This window comes from Luteibacter sp. 329MFSha (genome assembly GCF_900111665.1).
Taxonomy (GTDB): Bacteria; Pseudomonadota; Gammaproteobacteria; order Xanthomonadales; family Rhodanobacteraceae; genus Luteibacter.
Genome location: NZ_FOJE01000001.1, coordinates 151,174 through 172,433, shown reverse-complemented (window position 1 = coordinate 172,433; position 21,260 = coordinate 151,174). Strand labels below are relative to the sequence as shown.

At 65.4% G+C, this 21,260-nt stretch carries 19 protein-coding genes; 7 read left to right on the top strand and 12 right to left on the bottom strand.

Features of this window, described 5'->3' with window-relative positions; all coding sequences use genetic code 11:
* Window positions 1-11: 11 nt before the first annotated feature.
* The 3 genes from BMW54_RS00805 (at window position 12) to BMW54_RS00795 (ending at window position 8,224) form a co-directional block, all read left to right on the top strand.
* Window positions 12-3,761, top strand: a complete 3,750-nt coding sequence (locus BMW54_RS00805; protein WP_090052144.1) for a translocation/assembly module TamB domain-containing protein — start codon at window positions 12-14, stop codon at window positions 3,759-3,761.
* Between the two features lie 1,561 nt (window positions 3,762-5,322).
* Window positions 5,323-6,102 carry a putative HlyD family type I secretion protein gene (locus BMW54_RS18935; RefSeq protein WP_254778977.1) on the top strand — a complete coding sequence of 260 codons (780 nt, stop codon included), beginning with the start codon at window positions 5,323-5,325 and terminating at the stop codon, window positions 6,100-6,102.
* Window positions 6,074-8,224 carry a cysteine peptidase family C39 domain-containing protein gene (locus BMW54_RS00795; protein WP_090052141.1) on the top strand — a complete coding sequence of 717 codons (2,151 nt, stop codon included), beginning with the start codon at window positions 6,074-6,076 and terminating at the stop codon, window positions 8,222-8,224. The genes BMW54_RS18935 and BMW54_RS00795 overlap by 29 nt, the downstream gene beginning before the upstream one ends.
* 88 nt (window positions 8,225-8,312) lie before the next feature.
* Here BMW54_RS00795 and BMW54_RS00790 read toward each other — a convergent pair whose 3' ends face one another.
* Window positions 8,313-9,050, bottom strand: coding sequence for a hypothetical protein (locus BMW54_RS00790; protein ID WP_090052139.1), 738 nt, complete (start codon window positions 9,048-9,050; stop codon window positions 8,313-8,315).
* Window positions 9,051-9,286: 236 nt separating this feature from the next.
* Here BMW54_RS00790 and BMW54_RS18930 point away from each other — a divergent pair, with 236 nt between their 5' ends.
* From BMW54_RS18930 to BMW54_RS00770, 4 genes are all read left to right on the top strand, one after another.
* The gene (locus BMW54_RS18930; protein WP_254778975.1) at window positions 9,287-9,532 is read left to right on the top strand and encodes a hypothetical protein; all 246 of its coding nucleotides are present in this window, start codon (window positions 9,287-9,289) and stop codon (window positions 9,530-9,532) included.
* 145 nt (window positions 9,533-9,677) lie between these two features.
* Window positions 9,678-10,382, top strand: a complete 705-nt coding sequence (locus BMW54_RS00780) for a response regulator (RefSeq protein WP_090052137.1) — start codon at window positions 9,678-9,680, stop codon at window positions 10,380-10,382.
* Between the two features lie 150 nt (window positions 10,383-10,532).
* Window positions 10,533-11,567, top strand: a complete 1,035-nt coding sequence (locus BMW54_RS00775) for a glycosyltransferase family 9 protein (RefSeq protein ID WP_090052136.1) — start codon at window positions 10,533-10,535, stop codon at window positions 11,565-11,567.
* A 190-nt stretch (window positions 11,568-11,757) separates the two neighbouring features.
* Window positions 11,758-12,396, top strand: a complete 639-nt coding sequence (locus BMW54_RS00770) for a TMEM175 family protein (protein ID WP_090052134.1) — start codon at window positions 11,758-11,760, stop codon at window positions 12,394-12,396.
* 15 nt (window positions 12,397-12,411) lie between these two features.
* Here the strand turns inward: BMW54_RS00770 and BMW54_RS00765 are convergent, their stop codons facing one another.
* The 11 genes from BMW54_RS00765 to BMW54_RS00715 all read right to left on the bottom strand — a co-directional run bounded on the left by BMW54_RS00765 (window position 12,412) and on the right by BMW54_RS00715 (window position 21,243).
* Window positions 12,412-12,819 carry a DUF2802 domain-containing protein gene (locus BMW54_RS00765; protein ID WP_090052133.1) on the bottom strand — a complete coding sequence of 136 codons (408 nt, stop codon included), beginning with the start codon at window positions 12,817-12,819 and terminating at the stop codon, window positions 12,412-12,414.
* A gap of 120 nt (window positions 12,820-12,939) precedes the next feature.
* Window positions 12,940-13,380, bottom strand: coding sequence for a chemotaxis protein CheW (locus BMW54_RS00760; RefSeq protein WP_254778973.1), 441 nt, complete (start codon window positions 13,378-13,380; stop codon window positions 12,940-12,942).
* On the bottom strand, window positions 13,377-13,949 hold the full coding sequence (locus BMW54_RS00755; protein ID WP_090052130.1) for a hypothetical protein: 573 nt from the start codon (window positions 13,947-13,949) through the stop codon (window positions 13,377-13,379). Before BMW54_RS00755 ends, BMW54_RS00760 begins: the two co-directional genes overlap by 4 nt.
* Window positions 13,949-14,737 (bottom strand): ParA family protein, encoded by a 789-nt coding sequence (locus BMW54_RS00750; RefSeq protein ID WP_090052128.1) that lies wholly within the window; start codon window positions 14,735-14,737, stop codon window positions 13,949-13,951. Before BMW54_RS00750 ends, BMW54_RS00755 begins: the two co-directional genes overlap by 1 nt.
* Window positions 14,737-15,741 carry a flagellar motor protein MotD gene (gene motD / locus BMW54_RS00745; RefSeq protein WP_090052126.1) on the bottom strand — a complete coding sequence of 335 codons (1,005 nt, stop codon included), beginning with the start codon at window positions 15,739-15,741 and terminating at the stop codon, window positions 14,737-14,739. Before motD ends, BMW54_RS00750 begins: the two co-directional genes overlap by 1 nt.
* The gene (locus BMW54_RS00740; RefSeq protein ID WP_090052125.1) at window positions 15,738-16,478 is read right to left on the bottom strand and encodes a flagellar motor protein; all 741 of its coding nucleotides are present in this window, start codon (window positions 16,476-16,478) and stop codon (window positions 15,738-15,740) included. Before BMW54_RS00740 ends, motD begins: the two co-directional genes overlap by 4 nt.
* A 1-nt stretch (window position 16,479) precedes the next feature.
* Window positions 16,480-18,519, bottom strand: coding sequence for a chemotaxis protein CheA (locus BMW54_RS00735; RefSeq protein WP_090052123.1), 2,040 nt, complete (start codon window positions 18,517-18,519; stop codon window positions 16,480-16,482).
* Window positions 18,520-18,527: 8 nt separating this feature from the next.
* Window positions 18,528-19,169, bottom strand: a complete 642-nt coding sequence (locus tag BMW54_RS00730; protein ID WP_254778971.1) for a protein phosphatase CheZ — start codon at window positions 19,167-19,169, stop codon at window positions 18,528-18,530.
* Between the two features lie 8 nt (window positions 19,170-19,177).
* Window positions 19,178-19,579 (bottom strand): chemotaxis response regulator CheY, encoded by a 402-nt coding sequence (gene cheY, locus BMW54_RS00725; RefSeq protein WP_090052120.1) that lies wholly within the window; start codon window positions 19,577-19,579, stop codon window positions 19,178-19,180.
* Window positions 19,580-19,639: 60 nt separating this feature from the next.
* On the bottom strand, window positions 19,640-20,371 hold the full coding sequence (locus BMW54_RS00720) for an RNA polymerase sigma factor FliA (protein ID WP_090052119.1): 732 nt from the start codon (window positions 20,369-20,371) through the stop codon (window positions 19,640-19,642).
* Window positions 20,368-21,243: a P-loop NTPase gene (locus BMW54_RS00715; protein WP_090052117.1), complete on the bottom strand. Its 876-nt coding sequence runs from the start codon at window positions 21,241-21,243 to the stop codon at window positions 20,368-20,370. The genes BMW54_RS00720 and BMW54_RS00715 overlap by 4 nt, the downstream gene beginning before the upstream one ends.
* Between the last annotated feature and the right edge of the window lie 17 nt (window positions 21,244-21,260).

The following is a 21,260-nucleotide window of genomic DNA, read 5'->3' as shown; positions in this document are numbered from 1 at the left end:
GGGGCGCCGGCATGACATGGCTCATCCGTATCGGCGCGGCCCTCGCGGTCGTGCTGCTCGTCATCGTCCTGGGCGTCTGGTGGCTCGTCGGGAGCGCCTCCGGCCTTCGATTCGCGCTCGCCCGCGCCCAGGCCTTCACCGACAACGCGCTCACCGTCGACAAGGCCGAGGGCCGACTGGCGGGTCCGCTGGATCTTTCCGGCGTGCGCTATCGCGATGGGAAGGGCATGGACGTGCGCGTCGCCACCGCGCATCTGGATTTCTCGTTCGGCTCGCTGCTGCGCAAGCGGGCGCATGTCTATTCGCTCACCGCCGACGGCATCGACGTGGAGCTCGGGCCGCCGCAGCCGGAGCCTGATACCCCCTCCGAGCCCTTCTCGCTGAAACCGCCCCTCGATGTCGTGCTCGATGCCGTGAAGGTCGGCCATGTGCGCGTGACGCAGGAAGGAAAGCCGCTTTTCGAATCGAACTCGCTCGATCTCGCCGGCTCCTGGACCGATGCCGGCGTCGCGCTGAAATCGCTCGCCCTGCGCGCGCCCGACGGGCAGGCGGACCTCGGCGGGACACTCGCCGTCGGCGACGGCTACAAGGGCGACGGCAAGGCGAGCTTCCGCTGGAAAGTGGGTGACGTCGATTACGCCGGCGACATCGAGGCCCATAGCGATGGCGCGAAGGCCCACACGATCGTGAAGCTGACACTGCCCTTCGTCGCGCAGGTGGACGCGAACCTGGTGCAGAGCGGCGACTATGCCTGGAGCGCGTCGATCGACGCGCCACGTTTCGACCCCAAACCCCTGCTCGGCGAGGGTACGCTCGACACCTTCGGCGTCGCCCTCAAGGGGACGGGCGACCGGTACAGCGCCAACCTCACCGGCGATGTCGACCTCAACGACTACCGCGTCCGCCTGGCTCCGCTGAAGGGCGCGTTCGACCACGAGTACAAGCGCTTGGTACTGGAAGAGGCGACAGTCGGATCGCTACAGGTCAAGGGCGCGCTATCGGCGAGCGGCAGTGTCGAACTCGCGGCGAATCCGGTGTCGGCCGATCTGACGCTGCGCTGGAAGGACGTGCTCGTGCCCGCGAACCTCGCCGGCCAGGATCTCGCCAGTGCCGGGCAGCTGCGTTTCAAAGGTAGCGCCGAGGCTTACCACGCCGACGGCGACGTCGACATCGGGCCGCCTGGCAACCTCGGCAAGTTCACGCTCGACGTCGACGGCAAACCGGACGTCGTGACGCTGCGTTCGGTGAAACTCGCACAGCCGAAGGGCAGTCTCGCGGCCAGCGGCACGCTCACGCTGAAGCCGGCGCTCGCCTGGAAGCTCGACCTCAAGGGCGATCGATTCGATCCCGGCCAGCTCCTCGCCGAATGGCCCGGCGCGCTCGACCTCGACCTCGGCACGGAAGGTCGTCTGGTGAACGACGAACCGCTGGGAACCCTCGACCTGCGCAGGCTCGACGGCACGCTGCGCAAGCGCCCGCTTCGCGGCAACGGCATGCTGACCCTGAAGCCGAAACAGGTGATCAACGGCACCCTCGACCTCGCCTCGGGCGGCAGTACGATTCGCCTCGATGCCCGTGGCGACACCGCCAACGACGCGACGCTCAAGCTCGCGATCGCATCGCTCGGCGACTGGCTGCCGGATGCCGGCGGCCGCGTCTCGGGCGACATCACGGCGAAGGGCAACCTGCCGAAGCTCGCCGTGACCGCGAACCTGCGCGGCGCCGCGATCCTCTATGCCGACCAGAAGATCGATGCGCTCGCCGTCGACGCCAACGTGCCCGACATCAGCACGCCCGGTGGCAAGGTGAACATCACCGGCACGAACCTCGTCAGCGGTGGACTGGTGTTCGGCAGCGTCGCCATCGCCGCCGACGGCACGCAGGAGCGCCACCAGCTCAGCATCGATGCGAAGGGACGTCCGCTCGCGGCGGACCTGAAGCTCTCCGGATCGATGAAGGGCGGCGCCTGGAACGGCACGCTCTCCGCCCTGAACATCGATTACCAGGGCATTCCGCCGTGGCGCCTGCAGAATCCCAGCCAGCTGTCCTGGAAGGATGGCGCGGCGAGCATGAGCGACCTCTGCCTCACCGCGGGCGATCCGCTGCTCTGCGTCGCCGCGAAGCAGGACAAGGCCGGCAACCTCGATGCGAGCTATCGCCTGCGCCGCGTGCCCATCGCCCTGCTGATGTCCGTGGCGGAGGCGTCGAACAGCCCCATGCGCGCGGAAGGCATCCTCGAGGGCGACGGCTCCATTCGTCGCACGTCCGCGGGCGCGTTGTCGGGCCAGGCGAGCATCACCTCGGCGCATGGCTCCGTCGCGTACGCCGATCGCAGCGAACAGCCGCTGCTCGTTTACGACAATCTCTCGGCGAACGCGCAGCTCGCACCCGGCAACCAGCGGCTGACGCTCCGCGCGGCGCTCAACGACGGCGGGACGCTCGACGGCAACGTGTCCATCACCGGCGCGCAGCAAGCGCTGGGCGGAACGGTCGCGCTGCACCTGAAGAACCTCTCGCTGATCGAACTCTTCACAGCCGAACTGGCCGAAGTGAAAGGCGCGCTCAACGCGAACTTCAACCTCGGCGGCACCGTCGCGGCGCCTGCGATCACAGGTCAGGCCGTCGTCGGGGGCTTCGCGGCCGAAGTCCCCAGCGCCGGTCTGAAACTCAAGGATGGCCGGATCAGCATCGACACCAGCGACGCGAAGAACTATCTGGTCGATGGAACGATTCGCTCGGGCGAAGGCACGCTGTCGATCAAGGGCTCCGCCGCGCTCGGCGCCGGCGCGCAGATGCGCCTGGGCATCGAGGGCTCGAAGTTCACCGCGGTCGACATCCCCGCCGCCAAGGCAGTCATCTCCCCCGACCTCACGATCGTGCAGGATGCCAAGGGCATGAACGTCGGCGGCAAGGTCAAGGTCGAGATGGCCGACGTGAACGTCGAACGCCTGCCCGGCGCCGGTGCCACCAAGGCGTCGCCCGACGTCATCGTGCTCGACGACAAGCAGCGCGAAGCGGCCGAGGAATCCGCCCCGATCAGCGCCGACATCCGCGTCGACCTCGGCAACAAGGTGCACCTGGTCGGTTTCGGCATCGACGGCCGGATCACCGGCCAGCTCGACGTGCGCGAGCGTCCGGGCCGCGCCACCACCGGCCAGGGCCAGATCGGCGTCGACGGCACATACAAGGCGTATGGGCAGGACCTGCGCATCGAGCAGGGCCAGCTGCTTTTCGCCAGCACGCCTATCGACAACCCCGGCATCAACATCCGCGCGGCACGCACCCTCAATCCGAACGCCACGATCGACGACGGGCAGAAGGTCGGCCTCTACGTCTCGGGCACGGCGCGCCGCCCAATCCTCACCGTGTTCTCGAACCCGGTGATGGAACAGTCCGACGCCCTCTCCTACCTCGTCACCGGCAAGCCGCTGTCGCAGGTGAAGGGCGGCGAAGGCAACATGGTGGGCGCCGCCGCGCAGGCCCTCGGCTCCGCCGCGGGCGATCTCCTCGCCAAGAGCGTCGGCAGCAAGATCGGGGTCGACGACATCGGCGTCAGCAACAACGACGCGCTCGGCGGCACGTCCGCCTTCACGGTCGGCAAATACCTCTCGCCCCGCCTCTACCTCAGCTACGGCGTCGGCCTGTTCGACCCCGGCCAGGTCATCACTCTCCGCTACCTGCTCAGCCATCGCTGGAACTTCGAAGCGCAGAACGCCACGGATTTCAGCCGGGCGAGCCTCAACTACCGTCTGGAGCGGTAGTCATTCGCCACTTGCTCAACCCCATTACCAAGCCCTTTCTCGGAAAACCGCCGCTAGGCACTCGGCCCAGACTCGCGTCAACGGCGTGGATACCCCTCTGAGAGAGCAAACCGATCGATGGAAGGCCTACGCGAAGGCGAGCCATATTTCCAGATGCGTGATCCAGCTCGGGCGCTAAAAAAGCGCAGCATTCCGACATACCGAGAACTTCCGATCGGCTCAAATGTCCTTGCGCACGAGTGTGCGGAAAAGGAGATAGCGAAATGCGACAACTGACGTCTGATGAGTTGAATCACGTAAGTGGGGGGCTGCGCCATATCGAGTTTTGTACGGGCGCGACATCGGCACTTTTCGGCGTTGCCGGTGCCGTTCTAGGCAGCGGGGCCGGCTTAGGATTTGGCGCCGGGGTAGGGTTTAGCGCAGGGCTCTCCGTCGGTAGTGCCGTAGGAATGATGGCATGCTCACACTTCTTCCGCGACTGACCATGGACCCGTGGACCCTGGTCATCATGATCGGCGGAATCATTGGCGCCATGACAAGAAATCGCCGGGCACGGATTGCCGTGATTATATGCCTAACAGCAGTCACGGCGGGGAAGATCTTCGACCTACTCCCTTAATATCGTTAAATCAGTCGCAGAGCGCATCGCTCTGCGACTGATTCGCACACGCCACCAGCGCAACTGCTGTACTGGCGGCAGGTCTGCCAAAGAAACACGCCCAAGGCGGCGCAATCGAGTCGACATGTACGGGGAAGACGTCTTCTGGGTAGCCTGAAGGCGAGACAAAACAAAAGCAGCATTTTCCTACGCGATTGCAGCTTTTTTCTGGCATCGAGTGCTCTGGCAGCCCGCTTATGCTCAGGCTTTAGACCAAACGGGAAGTCGAGGATGCAAGACATCGCTCCGTCGCTACGTTGCTGGTGATTGGCGAATCGGGCGATTTGCGATCCACTCGGCAACATCCATACTGCACGGTGCCTGCACCGGAACGACCTCCTGTGTCGTTGGGTTCGGCCTTTGCTTTGAAAAAGGCCTCGTTGGCGTGATTGTTCGCAGATGAACGACAGTCTATACAGGCGCGAAGCTCTCGATAACGCTGCGCCCGCCCACCTCGGTGTGGTGGCGAGGCTACCTAATGTACAGGTGCTTGCAGCAACCGTGTCGATAGCCAGCGCTATCGCAATCATAGCGTTTCTTTTCCTTGGCTCGTACACCCGACGTATCACGGTAACCGGGATTCTTGAGCCGCGAAATGGTGTGATCAACCTTCGGTCGTCGACGCCAGGCAAAGTCGAGAAGGTTCATGTGTCTCCCGGAGCGAGAGTCAAGGCCGGAGATCCAATCTTCACGGTTACAACGACCCGAGAGACAGAGCGACAGGGAGACGAAAGCTCGGCACGGCTAGATCGTCTACTTGAGGATCGGCGACGTCTACACGCAGAGCTCGCAGCGATAAAGACCTCCTTCGCCGAACAGGAAAGTGCACTGATAGCCGAACTTACAACCTCACGCACGATGACAGGACGAGTCGCAGCTCAGCGAACTCTGCAGGCTCGGAGAGTGGAGATCAAGCGAGGCATTCTGCAACGGACCGCACCGCTCGTAGAGAAGGGTTACGTATCTTCCCTCCAGTACCAAGAAGGTGAGTCCGATCTACTTAAGTTGCAGTCGGAGCTCGAATCGCTATCCGCGCAGCTTGAAAAGTCTCGGCAAACGGAAATCAACCTGGCATCCCGGCTAAAGATTCTCTCGAATGAACTAACAGAGAAACTTGGCCTGACCAGCAACCAATTATCTAGCATAGAACAGTCCATCATTCAGACGGAGGCCGAACGCGCCGTCCTGATCACTGCACCATTCGATGGCGAAGTGAGCAATATCTTGATGCCCGAAGGAAGCAGCACATTAACTTCTGAAGCTCTTGCAACGCTGTTACCAGATGGCGACGCTCTCGTCGCGCGTATCTTGGTAGATAACAGGGCCATCGGATTCCTCAAGGTGGGCACGCCTGTGGCCATCCGCTATCGGCCGTTCCCTTACGAAAAGTTCGGACTTCACCAGGGAAGCGTTTCCCGAATCCCAAGCTCCGCACTCGATACCCAAGCATTCATGCGCTTGCCCGGCCAGACACCAACAAACTCTGTATACAAAGTTGATGTCGACCTTCCACAACAGAGCATTACTGTCTATGGAAGGAGCGAGCACCTCCGGGCAGGAATGGAGGTTGCGGCGGACCTGCATCTGGATCGCCGGACGCTCGCGGAATGGATTTTTGAGCCGATTATCGGAATGAAGAAGCGATTCGACGTAGATGGATCTCGCCATGAACAACCAGACTAAACGGCGCTATAGCTCATGGCATTTCCGAGCACGAATGAAATCGCCCACACGGACGCCTATCATCCGTCAGGATGCTCGAAATGAATGTGGACTAGCTTGTCTCGCGATGGTCCTAGGTCACCACGGGCAACACGTTCCACTGCGTGAGCTTCGGGACCTTTCCGGGATATCTTCGCGGGGAGCTACCTTAAACGACCTACTACAGGTCGCGCGGAATCGCGGCCTGCTATGCAGGCCATTAAGGCTGGAGCTTGATGAAATCCATCAACTCAACACACCTTGCATCTTGCATTGGAGAATGGATCATTTTGTCGTACTCCTCGGCGTCTCAGCGACTCATGCAATCATCAATGACCCAGCGGCAGGACGGGTTCACGTTACGTTGCAACAAGTATCGCAAGCCTTTACCGGAGTTGCTCTGGAACTGGCTCCTTCGGAGCAGTTCGTCGAGTCACCTAAGCAGCCGGAGATTCGGTTCCGGACACTGTTCTCTCTGTTGAAGGGATTCGCACCTTCACTCTGGTCGATTCTTGGATTCTCACTCGCACTAGAGGTTCTAGCTCTCCTCCTGCCGCAGTTAGTTCAGGTGATCGTCGACCAGGTTCTCGCAAATGGCGATCACGAACTGCTCACGCTTCTCGGGGCCAGCTTTATCCTCCTGATACTCATCTCCTCCGCAGTTTCGGCCTGTCGCAGTTGGTCAGTCGCTTGGCTTCGAGCGCGGGGCGGTATGCGATGGACCAGCTCGCTCGTCGACCGACTGCTGCGTCTACGACAGGACTATTTTGAACGTCGACACGTCGGTGACGTCGTGTCGCGAGTAGACGCCGTTCATGCCATCCAGACGACTGTAACCGGACAGCTGATAACCGCACTAATGGACGGTCTAGTCAGCTCGCTCACACTCATCATGCTTCTCGTCTACAGCCCGATGCTTGCATCCATTGTGGCCTCAGGAACCTTGCTTTACGTAGCACTACGTTTGTCAATCTACCGACGCTTTGAACAGGCGAATATTGAAAAGATCGAGGCTGCAGCTGACCAGAGAACCGACCTCATTGAATGCCTCCGCGGAATGAGTACGATACGCCTAAACAACAAGGCAGGGGTTCGGTCATCACTGCAAGCCAACAAGACAGCTCGATTCCATACGTGCGAGTTTCGATGCGATAAACTCGCCCTCCTGTTCGATGGTGCCGGAAGCGCGCTGAGGGGAGTCCAACGAGTAGTCGTCCTCTGGCTGGGCGCATCGCTAGCCATCAGCGGTCACATGACGGCAGGCGCGCTCATGGCCTTTTCTGCGTATGCGGATCAGTTCTCTAGTCGATTCAGCTCGCTCGTCGACTACATCGTCCAACTCCGACTACTGAAGACGCACTCTGAACGAGTGGCGGATATCGCTTTAGCTCCTGAGGAGCCAAATACGCGTGGATGCTATCAAGGACCAGTGCCTCCGCCGTCCGTGTGCTTCAAAAATGTTAGCTATCGCCATTCGGATACTTCTCCCTGGATAATGCGAAACGCCTCGTTGACAGTTGAACCGGGCGAGTGCATAGCCCTTGTAGGCGCTTCCGGCTCAGGGAAGACCACGGCGCTTCGACTGCTTCTAGGACTGATCGACCCATGCGAAGGAAGTATTCTCTTTGGCGGAATCAGCCTCAGCAGTCTCGGAAAGTCCGCTGTGCGAGATCGAATTGGCGTGGTGCTTCAGGATGACCACCTTTTCTCCGGGACCATCGCCGACAACATATCGTTCTTCGACACCGCACCTCGCATGGAGGACGTTTACACTGCGGCTTCCATTGCTAAGATTCATGAAGAGATATGCGCCATGCCAATGGGTTATCGGACATCAGTCGGCGACATGGGCTCTGGTTTGTCCGGCGGACAGAAGCAGCGCATCATCCTTGCCAGGGCCATCTATCGAAAGCCGTCTCTACTCATACTTGACGAGGCCACGAGTCACCTTGACATCGTGACTGAAAGCGAAGTATCGACTCAGCTCAAGAGGCTGAGCATGACCCGAATCACGGTCGCACATCGTACGGAGACGATTCGAGCCGCAGATCGTGTGCTCACACTGGTAGACGGGCAGTTTCTTGAATTAGAGTCGCCGGCCTAACGAAACTAGAAGGCTTACCCGGCCTTTTCACGAATAATCCCGTCGTTGCGGAGCAATTTTTTCTCCCTATGTTGCGTCCGACGTTTTTTTACCTAGGCTTCTGGGGCAGCATGATCACCCTTCTTGCGAGCATTTCGACTCGATAAGCTGCCGCTCGCCATGAGACTGGCGCCCCCTCCGATCCTTGAAGGTACGGATCTATGGTTTCTACGAAGCCGGAGAGTGACCGGCAGAGAGCAATGACTACCGGCCATTCCCGTCCGACAGGTACCGGCACCAGCACCTTGCCGGAGAAGACCGCCGGACATAGTTCGAATGCGGCAGCCGCGACGCGAAACGTAACCGCCTGACTGTCGACGGTTTCGTGCGGTACATCTTCCGACTCACCATCTCGATCAAGCATCGGAACCCTTTCGAGCACGTCGAGCATCGCGCGTGCACTTACGACGCTACCCTCGGATAGCGCGTACTCGCGACCGAGATCGACATCGGCAGTGATGCTGGCGTCTGGTGGGATGCGCATGTAGCTCGTCGGCCCCGGACTTCGGATCAGTACGGAGCGGCCGGTATAGCGGACTTCGGCGCCCGATTCGTCGGTCAATAGAATCCAGCGCCCTGTCGTACGCCCCTCCGGCTGTGCGAACACCGAATGATAGGTCAAGACGTAGGCATCGCCGGACCCATGGTTTGTCGCCACCACCCGGAGGTTGTTCGGTCGTCCGTCCATGGGTACGTGTTGCAGCGTCAGGTCGACACTCGGCGCGCCTGCCGCGACCGCGCTGGCCGATAGAGCGACGCCCGCCATGACCGTGATGATTTGCCGCATGATGCACCTTCCTTCACATCGTCCATCGCGATGGTTGGGAACCTAGCGGCTTGCACGACCGGTCGATATGGAAGGATTCTGAAAAGTGCTCCAGGTGCCGTACACCGTGACGTAGGACACACCGACCCAGCTCCCCGTTCCTTCAGCAGATCCCGGCGACCCCACGGGCTGCCAGCACTTCCCCTCGACAGGCGTCGGCGCGATCATCTGTGCTGACCTCCGGGGGGAGTCATCGCATGTCGCACGCGCAGGAGCAGCAGCTCCGCTTCCGTGAGCGAGATGCCGCAGGTCTCGGCGATGTCCTGCGGGGTGGCACCCTGGCGCGCGAGGCGCTGCGCCAGCGCCAGGGCGCGGTCGTTAGTGGCGCCGGCGTCGCTCGCCATGCTGACAGCCGGCGTGCGGCGGACCTGATCCTCGATGTCGACACGTTGTGCGCCACGGATTTCAGCCGAGCGAGCCTCAACTACCGTCTGGAGCGGTAGGCGCGGGAAATGCGCTCGTATGCAAGGGCGGCCGCGGGCGGGAGACCACTTCCGCCGCGACGGCCTGCCATCGCGACCGAAGCCGCGGCTAAGGCGACCGTTCCAGAATAGCGATGCGGCATCTCCGTCACGCGAGGTACGGTTCGTGGACATCCTTGTCATCGAGGACGACGTGCTCCTTGGCGCAGCGATCCAGCGCGCCTTGCGTCATGCTGGTTACGAGACCACATGGGAACGGACGGGCGCGCGTGGGCTGGAGCGACTGCAAGCTCTTGGGGACGGCGTGGCCCTCGTCGACCTCGGCCTGCCCGACATCGATGGACTGGAGGTCCTGCGCGCGGCGCGGTCCGGGAACGTCACCGCGCCGATCATCGTGATGACGGCGAGGGACGATGTCGGCTCCAAGGTGACGGCGCTCGACGCGGGTGCCGACGATTACCTGAGCAAGCCGTTCCACCTCGACGAGCTACGCGCGCGCATCCGGTCCGTGACGCGGCGTTGCCAGGCACGGGCGACCCGTCGCGTAGAGGTCGGTACGCTGCACATCGACCTCGACAACTACGACGTGCAGTCGAACGGCGAACGGGTGGAACTGACGGCGAAGGAATTCGCGTTGCTGCGAGCGCTCGCCGAACACCCGGGTCGCATCGTGCGTCGTGAGGTACTGGAACGCATGCTTTACGACTCCCCGACCGGCGTGAGCAGCAGCGCACTCGAAGTCCTCGTCCACGGCGTCAGGCGAAAGATCGGTCCGGAGAGAATACGAACCGTTCGCGGCATGGGTTACCTCATCCTCGCCGACGGTCCGGCCGAAACGAATCGGTCACCGTCACATGACAGGCTCTCCTAAGGTCCGGCGTGCATCGTCGGCGGCGACTTCCTTCTTCCCGTCACCCCTCGGTGTGCCATGTCGATCGAACTGCCCCTGGTCCATCCCCGTGCGCCATCGCCGGCGCCGGCGCCACGGCACGGACGCCTCCAGGATATCCGGCGCCGCCTCATGCACTGGCTCGTGGAGCGCGTGCTACCTCCCGGTGCCCAGGATGTCGGCGCCGGGCGGCTACCCGCCGTCGGCATCCAGCGGATCCTCGTGACGAGACCGAACCATCGGCTCGGCAACGCCGTCCTGATGACCCCACTCGTCGCGGCGCTCGAAGCGCAGTATCCCGGCGCCGAGATCGACGTCCTCGGCGCCGGGGCCGCCACGGCGCAGGTGTTCAGCGGCTATGGCGCGATCGGCCGCGTCCATCTCATTCATCAGCGCGCCCTGTGCCACCCGGTCGGCACATTCAAGGTGCTACGCGCCATCCGCGGGAGATCCTATGACCTCGTGATCGACGCGGCGACGGGTTCCTCGTCCGGACGCATCGTCGCCACGCTGGCCCGTGCGCGCTTCAGGTTGCGTGCCAGCGCGCCGGGTGCGCTGGTTCCTCCTCACCTCGCCGCGCGTCCCGTCCACGCACTGCGCTGGGCGCTAGGTGGTGTGCTCGACGCGCCATTGCCTCCGCTGGACCTCCAGATGTCCGACGACGAACGGCGCGCGGGACGCCAGGCGCTCGAGCGCGTCCTCGCGGCGGGTCCTCGATCCGATGCACGCGTGCTCGCGATCTTTCCAAACGCGACCGGCCGGAAGCGTTTCGGAACGGCGTGGTGGAAGCAGTTCCTCGAGGCGCTTACCGCGCAGCTCGGACCCATGCGCGTCGTCGAACTGATCGCGGCCGACGGCAAGTCGCGCGTCGACGATCAGTATCCTGCGTACTTCACCAGCGACATCAGAAAGCTCGCGGCTTTCATCGAGGCCGCCGGCACGTACGTCAGCGCCGACTGCGGCGTCATGCATCTGGCCGCCGCGACACGGGCGGCCACCGTGGGACTTTTTTCCACGACGGACCCGAAGCGGTATGCGCCCTACGGCGAGGCGAACGCGGGCATCTCGCCCGCCGATGGCGATCCCCTGGTCGCCGCACGTCGTGTCGCGGACCATCTCAGGCGCGTCTGGCACGATGGCGCCCATGTCACGAACGCACTTCCCTGATCGTCCGCAGTACCTGTGGAATGGGACGCGAATCGCAGGGCGATCGTTTGGAACCTAGCGGCAGACGCCGCCAGCCGATTTGGATGGACTCCGAAGAACGGGCATCAAGGCGAGCCTCCTGGCTGCGAGCACTTCCCCTCGGCCGGCGTCGGCGCGATCATCTGCGCTGACCTCAGGGGGGAGTCATCGCATGTCGCACGCGCAGGAGCAGCAGCTCGAACGGCTGACGTTTTTCTCGGATGCGGTTTTCGCCATCGCCATCACCTTGCTGGTGATCGAAATCCATGTACCACACCCGGCCGACGCCTCGGATGGCGCCTGGGCGCATGCGCTGCTCGAGCTGGTGCCGCACTTCATCGGTTTCGTGCTGAGTTTCTTCGTCGTGGGCGCGCTGTGGGTCGCCCACCATCGTGTGTTCGGCCTGCTGCGTCGTTACGACCCGGGCATCGTATGGCCGAACCTGCTGCTGCTCATGGCGGTCGCGTTCATGCCCTTCTCGTCGGCGTTGATGAGCACGCATCCCGCGGAGCGGGTCCCGGAATGGTTCTACGCGGGGAACCTGCTGGTCGCCGGACTGTTCCAGCACTTGCTGATCCGGCGGGCCCTGCGTGCGCCGTTCCTGCGCGAGGACGTCAGCCCCGACGTGGTCGCGATGACGCTGCGCCGGACGCTGGCGCTGCCGTTGATGGCGCTGATCGCCGGACTCCTGGCCATTCGCTGGCCCGGTCCGAGCAACCTGCCGCTGATGCTCATGCCGCTGGCCGTGCGTCTGTTCGCGCGTGGAAGGAAGCGCGCCGCGGAAGGTGCCGCTCTCGATAACGCAGGTTAGCGGTGTCGGTGCCGCCTAGCGCGGCGAATGCAGCCGGTGCAGCAGCTCCGCTTCCGTGAGCGAGATGCCGCAGGTCTCGGCGATGTCCTGCGGGGTGGCACCCTGCCGTGCGAGGCGCTGCGCCAGCGCCAGGGCACGGTCGTTCGTGGCGCCGGCGTCGCTCGCCATGCTGACGGCCGGCGTGCGGCGGACCTGATCCTCGATGTCGCCGAGGCGATGGTCCAAGCGGCGGAGCATGCCCGCGAGGGCCTCCGTCGGGATGGTCGCTTCGTCGGTCGCGACGGGTTCCGGTACGGGGGCGACGACGGGCTCGCTGGTCGTGGCCGGCGACGACACATGACCGAGACGGCGGAAGAGCAACAGCAGACCGACGAGGTTGAGGATCGCCAGGGCGATCAGCACGTATCCGATGACGTCGTTCATGCAGGCGGCACTCCGTTGGGTCGCGGCACACGGTAACGCAACGCGGAGCGATTTCGAAGCGTCGTCTCCAGCATGCCGCCGCGCTGTCCAGGAGCCTCAGCCGAAGAACACGGCTGGTGGTCAGGCCCGGCAGAGTCGTGCGACGTCCACTAAGGCGATGAAGCCGTCGTCGCGGGTGATGACACCGCTGACCGGATCGTCGCGGCGTTCGGCACGTCCTGGCGGCGGCGGTGCGACCTCGTCGGCGGCGAACGTGAGCATGTCCCCGATGACGTCGATGCGCATGCCCACCACGCTTCCGCTGTCGTCGAAGACGATGACGCGCTGGCTATCCGCGGCGCCGACTTCGGTCGCGGCGTCCAGGCCGAAGCGGCGGCGACCGTCCAGCACCGGCACGATCTGCCCACGCAGGTTGACGATGCCGAGGACGTCGTCGGGGCTACCGGGAACGGGCGTGATGTCGCCCGGACGGATGACTTCGCGAACGCTCGCGAGCGACACCGCATAACGCTGGCCTTTCAGCGAAAAGCCCAGCCACGCGCCACCTTGGGTTTCGGTCACGGACCCAGCTCCTTTTCCAGCCATTGCACCAGCGCCGTGGTACCGACCACGCCGCACTTGGGTTCGAGGGACATGCCGGCCAGCCACGGACGCGTGGTCGCGCCGATGCGCCACTGGATGGCTTCCGGCAGGAGATCGACCGGCTCGTCGTCCACCACGCAGGCCAGTGCCCAGACACGATCGCGAAGGATCACCAGCGTGCTGACCGGCGCGCCGGCCATGTCGGGCGATAGCACCGCGGCGAGGTCGGCGACACGCGCCTCACCGCTCGGATGGCGCCAGCGGCCGAGGCAGATGGGGTTGGACGAGTTCGGCGGCGACAACGGCGGCATGGGCAGCAGATGCGTGACGTCGGCCATGGGCACCGCGAGCCTGACGCCGGCGGCGACGCAGAGCAGATAGCGCGTATCGCCGGCGGCGATCGGCTCGCCCAGGGGAGCGGCCTTCCACGGCTCGATGGCGACGACCTGCACGTCCGCGGCGGGTTCGGGCGCGGCGGCGGCGACGGGCGTCAGCAGTTCCGCCAGGTAGTCGGCGACGATCTGCTCGGCGTCCTGCATCGCGCGCATCACGCGGCGGCGTCCGTGACGGAGGCCGCCGGCAGCGCCAGCAGCTCCTCGAGGAGCTGACGGTAGGCGAGACCGCCGCGGCGTGCGGCCGGCCACGAGGCGAGTGGCACGCCCGCGGCGCTGGCCTCCCGGATCTGGGTGTCGGTCGGAATGACGGCTGCGCTGACGACGTCGCCGTACTGCTCGCGCAACTGCGCGAGGCAGGCGCGCGACGCATGCGTGCGCGCGTCGAAGAGGGTCGGCACGATGGTGCGCGGCATCCGCTTGCCGCGCGAGCGTTCGATCATCGACAGGCTGCGCAGCATGCGCTCGAGCCCCGCGAGCGCGAGCGCCTCGGTCTGCGTCGGCACCAGCAGGCGGTCGCTCGCGGCGAGGGCGTTGACCATCAGCACGCCGAGCGTCGGCGGACAGTCGAGCAGCACGTGATCGAAATCGGGTGCCAGTTCCGCGAGCGCCTGCGAGAGGATCAGGCCCATCCCGGCCCGCGTGCCGAGCTGGCGGTCGAGCGTGATCATCGCGGCGGACGCCGGCAGCACGCTGAGGCGATCCCACGGGGTCGCGTGCACGAGCGTACCGACGGGCAGCGGGTTGCCGCCCACGCCGAAGAGATCGTAAACGCTGCCATGCGCACCGCCTTCCACGCCGATGTATCCCGACAGCGACGCGTGCGGATCCATGTCGATCAGCAGCGTGCGCTTGCCCGAGGCGGCGAGCAGGCTTCCGAGCGCGACGGCGGTGGTCGTCTTGCCCACGCCGCCCTTCTGGTTGGAGATCGCCCATACGCGCATCAGCGTGCTCCTCCGGCCGGGGCCGCGAGCCGCGCGGCGCCTGCGGTGGGCGCCTCGACCTCGGTCGCGGCCGTGGCGGCCGGGGGTGGCGTGGTGGACGGTGTCGCCGCGGCGAGATCGACGCGGTCGGCGTCGCTGTAGAAACGCGCCGGCGCGGCCTTGTCGCTCATCACCACGATCAGGACGCGCCGGTTGCGATTGCGCCCTTCTTCGCTGGCGTTGTTGGCCGTCGGGCGGAATTCGCCCCAGCCGATGATGCCGACACGATGCGGGTCCACGCCCGTGGTGGTGATCAGTCGCGCCACCGTCGCCGCGCGCGCGGCCGACAGTTCCCAGTTCGACGGGAAGAGCGCGGTCGCGATCGGCGTGTTGTCCGTGTATCCCTCGATGCGCATCGCGTTGGGAAACGGCGCGAGGATGCCCGCGAGCTTGCGAAGAACGTCTTCCGCGGCGGGCTGCAGCTTCGCCACGCCGACGGGGAACAGGATGTCCGTCCGCACTTCGATCTCCAGCCAGTCCGGGGTCTGCCGGACGCTGACGAGGCTCTTGTCGATCAGCGGCTTCATCGCGCGCTTCACTTCGTCGGAGATCTGGCTGAGGCTGGCGTTCTCGGTCTTGCCCACCGTGGTGTTCGCCGCGGTGGCGGTGTTGACGTTGGCGGCGTCCTGGCGTTCGGCGGCCGCGCCTTCGTGTCCCGGCAACGGCAGGTTGCGCGGCGGGATCGGTACGTCGATCTTCGCGATCGGCGCGGCCGTCGGCGAGCGCGACTGGTTCGGCAGCGGCACCTGCGCGGCCGGCGTCGCGTCGCGGATCGGTTCGATCACCTTGCCGGTGCCGTTGAATGCCTCGTTGATGGACTGCGCCATCACGCGGAACTTGGTCTCGTTCACGGCCGACACCGCGTACATCACCACGAACAAGGCGAGCAGCAGCGTGATCAGATCGCCGTAGGGGATCGCCCAGCGTTCGTGGTTGATGTGTTCTTCGTGGTGCCGTCGCTTCACGACAGGAACCCTTGCAGCTTGCTCTCGATGTGCCGCGGGTTGTCGCCCTGCGCGATCGAAACGAGCCCTTCGACGAGGATCTCGCGCATCTGCGAGCGCTGGCGGGCGAGGCCCTTCAGACGCGAGGCCATCGGCAGCGCTAAAAGGTTGGCGAGGCCGATGCCGTAGATGGTCGCGACGAACGCCGCCGCGATGCCGTGGCCGAGCTTGCTCGGTTCGGCGAGGTTCTGCATGACCGACATCAGACCCATCACGGCGCCGATGATGCCCATCGTGGGGGAATAGGCGCCGGCGTTCTCGAAGACCTTGGCGGCTTCGATGTCGGTGTGCTCGCGCGCGAGCATTTCCACTTCGAGCACCGAGCGCATGGCGTCGGGCTCCGTGCCGTCGACCAGCAGCTGGAGGCCCTTGCGGATGAAGGGATCGGTCTCACGCTCGATGGCCGGCTCGAGACCGAGCAGGCCCGTGCGGCGCGAGATTTCGCTCCAGCCGACGATGCGGCTGACGAGGTTCTCCGACTCGATGTCGGGCGGACGATACACCCAGGGCAGCATGCTCCATGCACGCTTGAGCACCGCCCCGGGCGTCTGCACGAGCAACGCGGCGAAGGTACCGAGGAAGACGATCACGAAGGCCGCCGGGTTCCAGAGGGCGTCGAGGCTCGAGCCCTTGAGGATGGTTCCCACGATGATGACCACGAAGGCCAGGATCGTCCCGACGACGCTCACGATATCCATGTCAGACAGCCATCCTTAGCGAGGGCAGCACCTGGCCGCCGTCGTCGGCGAGGCCTGCGAGATCCAGCACCAGCGCGATCCGGCCGTCGCCGGTGATGGTCGCGCCGGCGACGCCGGGAACATCCTTGAGAAACGGACCGAGCGGCTTGGCCATGACGTCCTCGCGGCCGAGCACCTCGTCGACGAGGCAGCCGAGCGTCTGGTGCCCGATCTGCACCACGACGACGTGACCGCCCTTCCCCGCCGCGCCGGCCCAGCGGCCGAGGTCGGCCAGCGGTAGCGCGCGCTGACGGTGCGCCGCGACGATGCGTCCGTCCAGCTCCTGGATCTGGCCGGGAACGAGTTCGAAGACCTCGGCGACGTTCGACATCGGCAGCGAGAGCAGACGGTCGCCGACGCGTACCATCAGCACGCGAAGGATCGCGAGCGTGAGTGGCACCGAAAGGCGGACCGTGCTGCCGTGCCCGACGCGCGAGTCGATCGACAGCGTGCCGCCGAGCTCGACGATCTTGGTCTTGACGACGTCCATGCCGACGCCGCGGCCGGAGATGTCGGAGACTTGGCTCGCCGTGGAGAAGCCCGGACGGAACACGATCTCGTAGCACTCGCGCTCGTCGAGGCGCGCGGCCTGCTCCTCGTCCATCAGCCCCTTTTCGACCGCCTTGCGGCGCAGGACCTCGGGATCCATGCCCTTGCCGTCGTCGGTGACGGTGATGACGATGCGGTCGCCGAACTGGCCCGCCGCGAGGCGCACCGTGCCGGCGCGCGGCTTTCCCTCGCGGGCACGCGCGTCGGGCATTTCGACGCCGTGGTCGACCGCGTTGCGCAGCAGGTGCACCAGGGGATCGGCCAGCGCCTCGACCACGGTGCGGTCGATGTCGGTGTCCTCGCCCTCGGTGACGAGCTCGATCTCCTTGCCGAGCTGGCGGGCGAGATCGCGCACGATGCGCGGGAAGCGCGAGAACAGCTTGCCCACCGGCTGCATGCGCATGCGCAGCACGGCGTTCTGCAGGTCTTCGGCCACGCGCTCGAGCTCGCCGATCGCGCGCTCCATGGGATCGTTCGTGCCGCGTGGCGCGAGGTTGCTCAGGCGGTTGCGCACCAGCACGAGTTCGCCCGCGGCGTCGACGAGACCGTCGAGGCGGTGCGTGTCGACGCGGACGGTGGTGTCGGCCGCCTGGGCGCCGCGTTTTTCGGTCGCGGCTTTCGGCTTCGCCGATGTGTCGTCGGTGCTGGACGCGGGAGCCGGGGCGACGGGCGCCGCGGTCGCTGCCACCGCCGCCGGCGCGAGCGGCTCGGGCGCCGCAATCGGCGTGGTGCCGGGCGCGGCCGTGCCATGCAGGCTGTCGAGCAGCGCCTCGAATTCGTCGTCGCTGATGGCGTTCGTGTCGGTGGCTGGCGCCGGAGCCGCAACCGCCGGCGGCACGCCGCCGACGGGCTCGGAGCCCGGCGCAGCCGTGCCGTAAAGCGAGTCGAGCAGCGCTTCGAACTCGTCGTCGGAAATGGTGCCGGACGGTGCCGGCGTGGGCGCCCGATCGCTGCGGGCGGCGTCGAGCATCGCCTCGAATTCGTCTTCGATCGGATCGTGCGCGCGCGCGGGTGCGCTGGCGGCGACCGCCACGGGTGCCGCGAGCGCCACCGGTGCCGCCGTCGCCGCGCGGCCGGGAATGAGCAGGCGATCGAGCAGCGAACGGGGCGCGGCTTCGATCGGCACGCCACCGTCGGCGGCGCGCATCATGTCGTTGAGCAGGTCGAGCGATTCCAGCAGCGCGTCCATGAAGCCCGCATCGAGCACGATCGCCCCGTTGCGGGCCTCGTTGAGGAGATCTTCCGCGCGATGGCACAGCTCGACCATCGGATTGAGGCCGAGGAAGCCCGCGCCACCCTTGACGGTATGGAACGCGCGGAACACCGCGTTCAGCAGTTCGACGTCGCCGGGCGTGGACTCAAGGTCCACCAGCTGTTCGCCCAGGCTCTCGAGCAGTTCCCGCGCCTCGATGAGGAAGACGTTGAGAAGCTCGTTGTCCAGCTCCACGCTCATAAGCGCGCTCAGAACCCGAATTCGCTGAGCAGGCGGTCCACTTCGTCCTGGCTGACCTTGTCGGCCGCCGGTGCCGCGCCGCCCGCGAGCGACCCGGTGAGTCGCACCAGCTCCACGAGCGAGGATTCGACCTTCGCCATGAACGCCTCGACCTGCGCCACGCGCTGGCCGGAGAGGTCTTGCCAGGACTGGGCTTCGACCATTTCGCCGAACCCGATGTCGCAGCTCTGCGCGAAGTCGCCCACGCGCACGGCCAGTGCCGTGGCGTTGCTGGCGAACGCCGGATCGGCCTGGTCGAGCACGAGCACCTCGTCGGCCTGGCGGGCCAGCGCCTGCGCCTGGGGGCGCAGCTTCTCGCTGAAGTCGAGCGTGCGGTGGGCCGCCTGCGAGCTCATCTCGAGGACGTCGCGCAGATGCTTGCGCGCGTCGCTCATGTTGCCCGGGACGCCGTCGGTGGAGATATCGGCGGCAAGGCGCCGCGCCGACTCGTGCAGGTCGCGCGCGAGGTGACCGAGCGCGAGGAAGATGTGCTGCTCGCGCGTGCGCAGGAGGTTGTCGAGCGCGTGCTCGAAGGCCACGGTGTCGTCGGCCTCGAAAAGTTCGCGCAGTTCGGGGGCGACATCGCGGCCGCTGGAAAGCATCGTGTTCATCGTCATCCTTAGCCGGCGGCCGCGGCGAGCCGCTCGAAGATCTTGTCGAGTTTTTCCTTCAGCGTGACGGCCGTGAACGGCTTCACGACGTAGCCGTTCACGCCGCTCTGCGCGGCGGCGATGATCTGGTCGCGATTGTTCTCGGCGGTGACCATCAGCACCGGCAACGCTTTGAGCGCGGCGTCCGCGCGGATGGCGCGCAGGAGCTCGATGCCCGTCATGTTGGGCATGTTCCAGTCGGTGACCACGAGGTCGAAGGATTGCGAGCGCAGCATCGCGAGGGCCGCGTTGCCGTCTTCGGCTTCCTGGATCAGGGTGTTGGTGAAGCCGAGCTCCACCAGCAGGTTCCTGACGATGCGTCGCATGGTGGAGAAATCGTCCACCACGAGGATCTTCATGTTCTTGTCCAAAACTCGTCTCCGCCTTGCTGACCGCGCGTGCTTCTTACCGGCGACGGCACCGGGATGCCGTCAATGCTTGTCTTTCCAACCCGACATGCGTGCACGGAGGCGGATCAGGGCCTGGCCATGGATCTGGCACACCCGCGATTCGCTCACCCCCAGCACCGCACCGATTTCCTTCAGGTTGAGTTCTTCATCGTAGTACAGCGACATGACCAGCTTCTCGCGCTCGGGCAGTCCGTCGATGGACTGCGCCAGCGCGTCGCGCAGGCCTTCCTGCTCGAACAATCCTTCCGGGCCCGTGGCGTCCGGGTCCGCGACGTCGATCGCCGCGCCCTCGTCGCCTTCGGGCGCCGTCAGGCTCAGCAACCGCGCGCTCGCCGCGTCGGCCAGGATCTGGTTGTATTCCATGGCGTCGATGCCCAGCCGCTTCATCACTTCCGCGTCTTCGGCATCCGCGCCCGTCTCGTTTTCGATCTGCCTCGTCACCTCCGCCACCTCGCGCAACTTCCGGTGGACGGAGCGCGGGGTCCAGTCCGTCTTGCGCAGTTCGTCCAGCATGGCGCCACGTATGCGGATGCCCGCATAGGTTTCGAAGCTGGCCGCGCGAGTCGGCGAATAATTCCTCGCGGCCTCGAGCAGTCCGATCATCCCGGCCTGCATGAGGTCGTTCGCATCCACGCTTGGCGGCAGCCTGCCCATCAGGTGATAGGCGATGCGACGCACCAGCGGCGCGTGAGTCCTCACCAGTTGGTCAGGCGGAATCCGCGTGATCTCCAGGTATTCGGTCGCGACGCTCACAGTGGCAGCCCTCCCCCCAGGTGGGACCGTTCGGCGAAGAAACCGATACGGCCCTGCGCACGGGGCTCGGGTTCACCCCATGTATCGACCGACCTGGCCAGATTCTTGAATCCGACCGCGGAGCGGCTGCTCGGCCAGGCGTCGACGACCGCCGCCTGGCGGCGGATGGCCTGGCGCAGGTACTCGTCGTGCGGCACCATCCCCATGAAATCGAGCGACACGTCGAGGAAGCGGTTGGTGACCCGGGACAGCTTCTCGAACAGCTGGCGGCCTTCCTGGGCGTGCCGGACCATGTTCGCCACGATGCGGAAGCGGTTGACCGCGAACTCCCGGCTCATGACCTTGATCAGGGCATAGGCGTCGGTCAGCGAGGCCGGCTCGTCGCAGACGACCACCACCACCTCGTCGGACGCCGCGGCGAACATCGACACGCTGTCGGAGATGCCGGCGGCCGTGTCGACGATCAGGTATTCGGGGGGCAACGTGTACTCGTCGAACGCGCGGATGACCGCGGCGTGCTCGATGTTCGGCAGCTGGGCCATGCGACGGGCGCCGGACGTGGCCGGGATGACCTTCAGGCCGTGCGCGGCCGGGAGCACCAGGTCCTCGATGGCGCATTCGCCTTCGAGCATGTGCCCGAGGTGCCGCGTGGGCTGGAGGCCGAGGAGCACGTCGATGTTCGCCATCGCGAGGTCGGCATCCAGCAACAGCACGTCGCGCCCGCCCATGGCCAGCGCCATGCCGAGGTTCACGGCCACCGTGGTCTTGCCGACGCCGCCCTTGCCGCCCGCGATCGCGATGCTGCGGGTGGGCCGGCGGTCGGCGAGCCAGTTGAGGCCGGCGGCCTGGGTCGTATCGACGTGTGTGTTCATAGAAAGATCACTGCAGG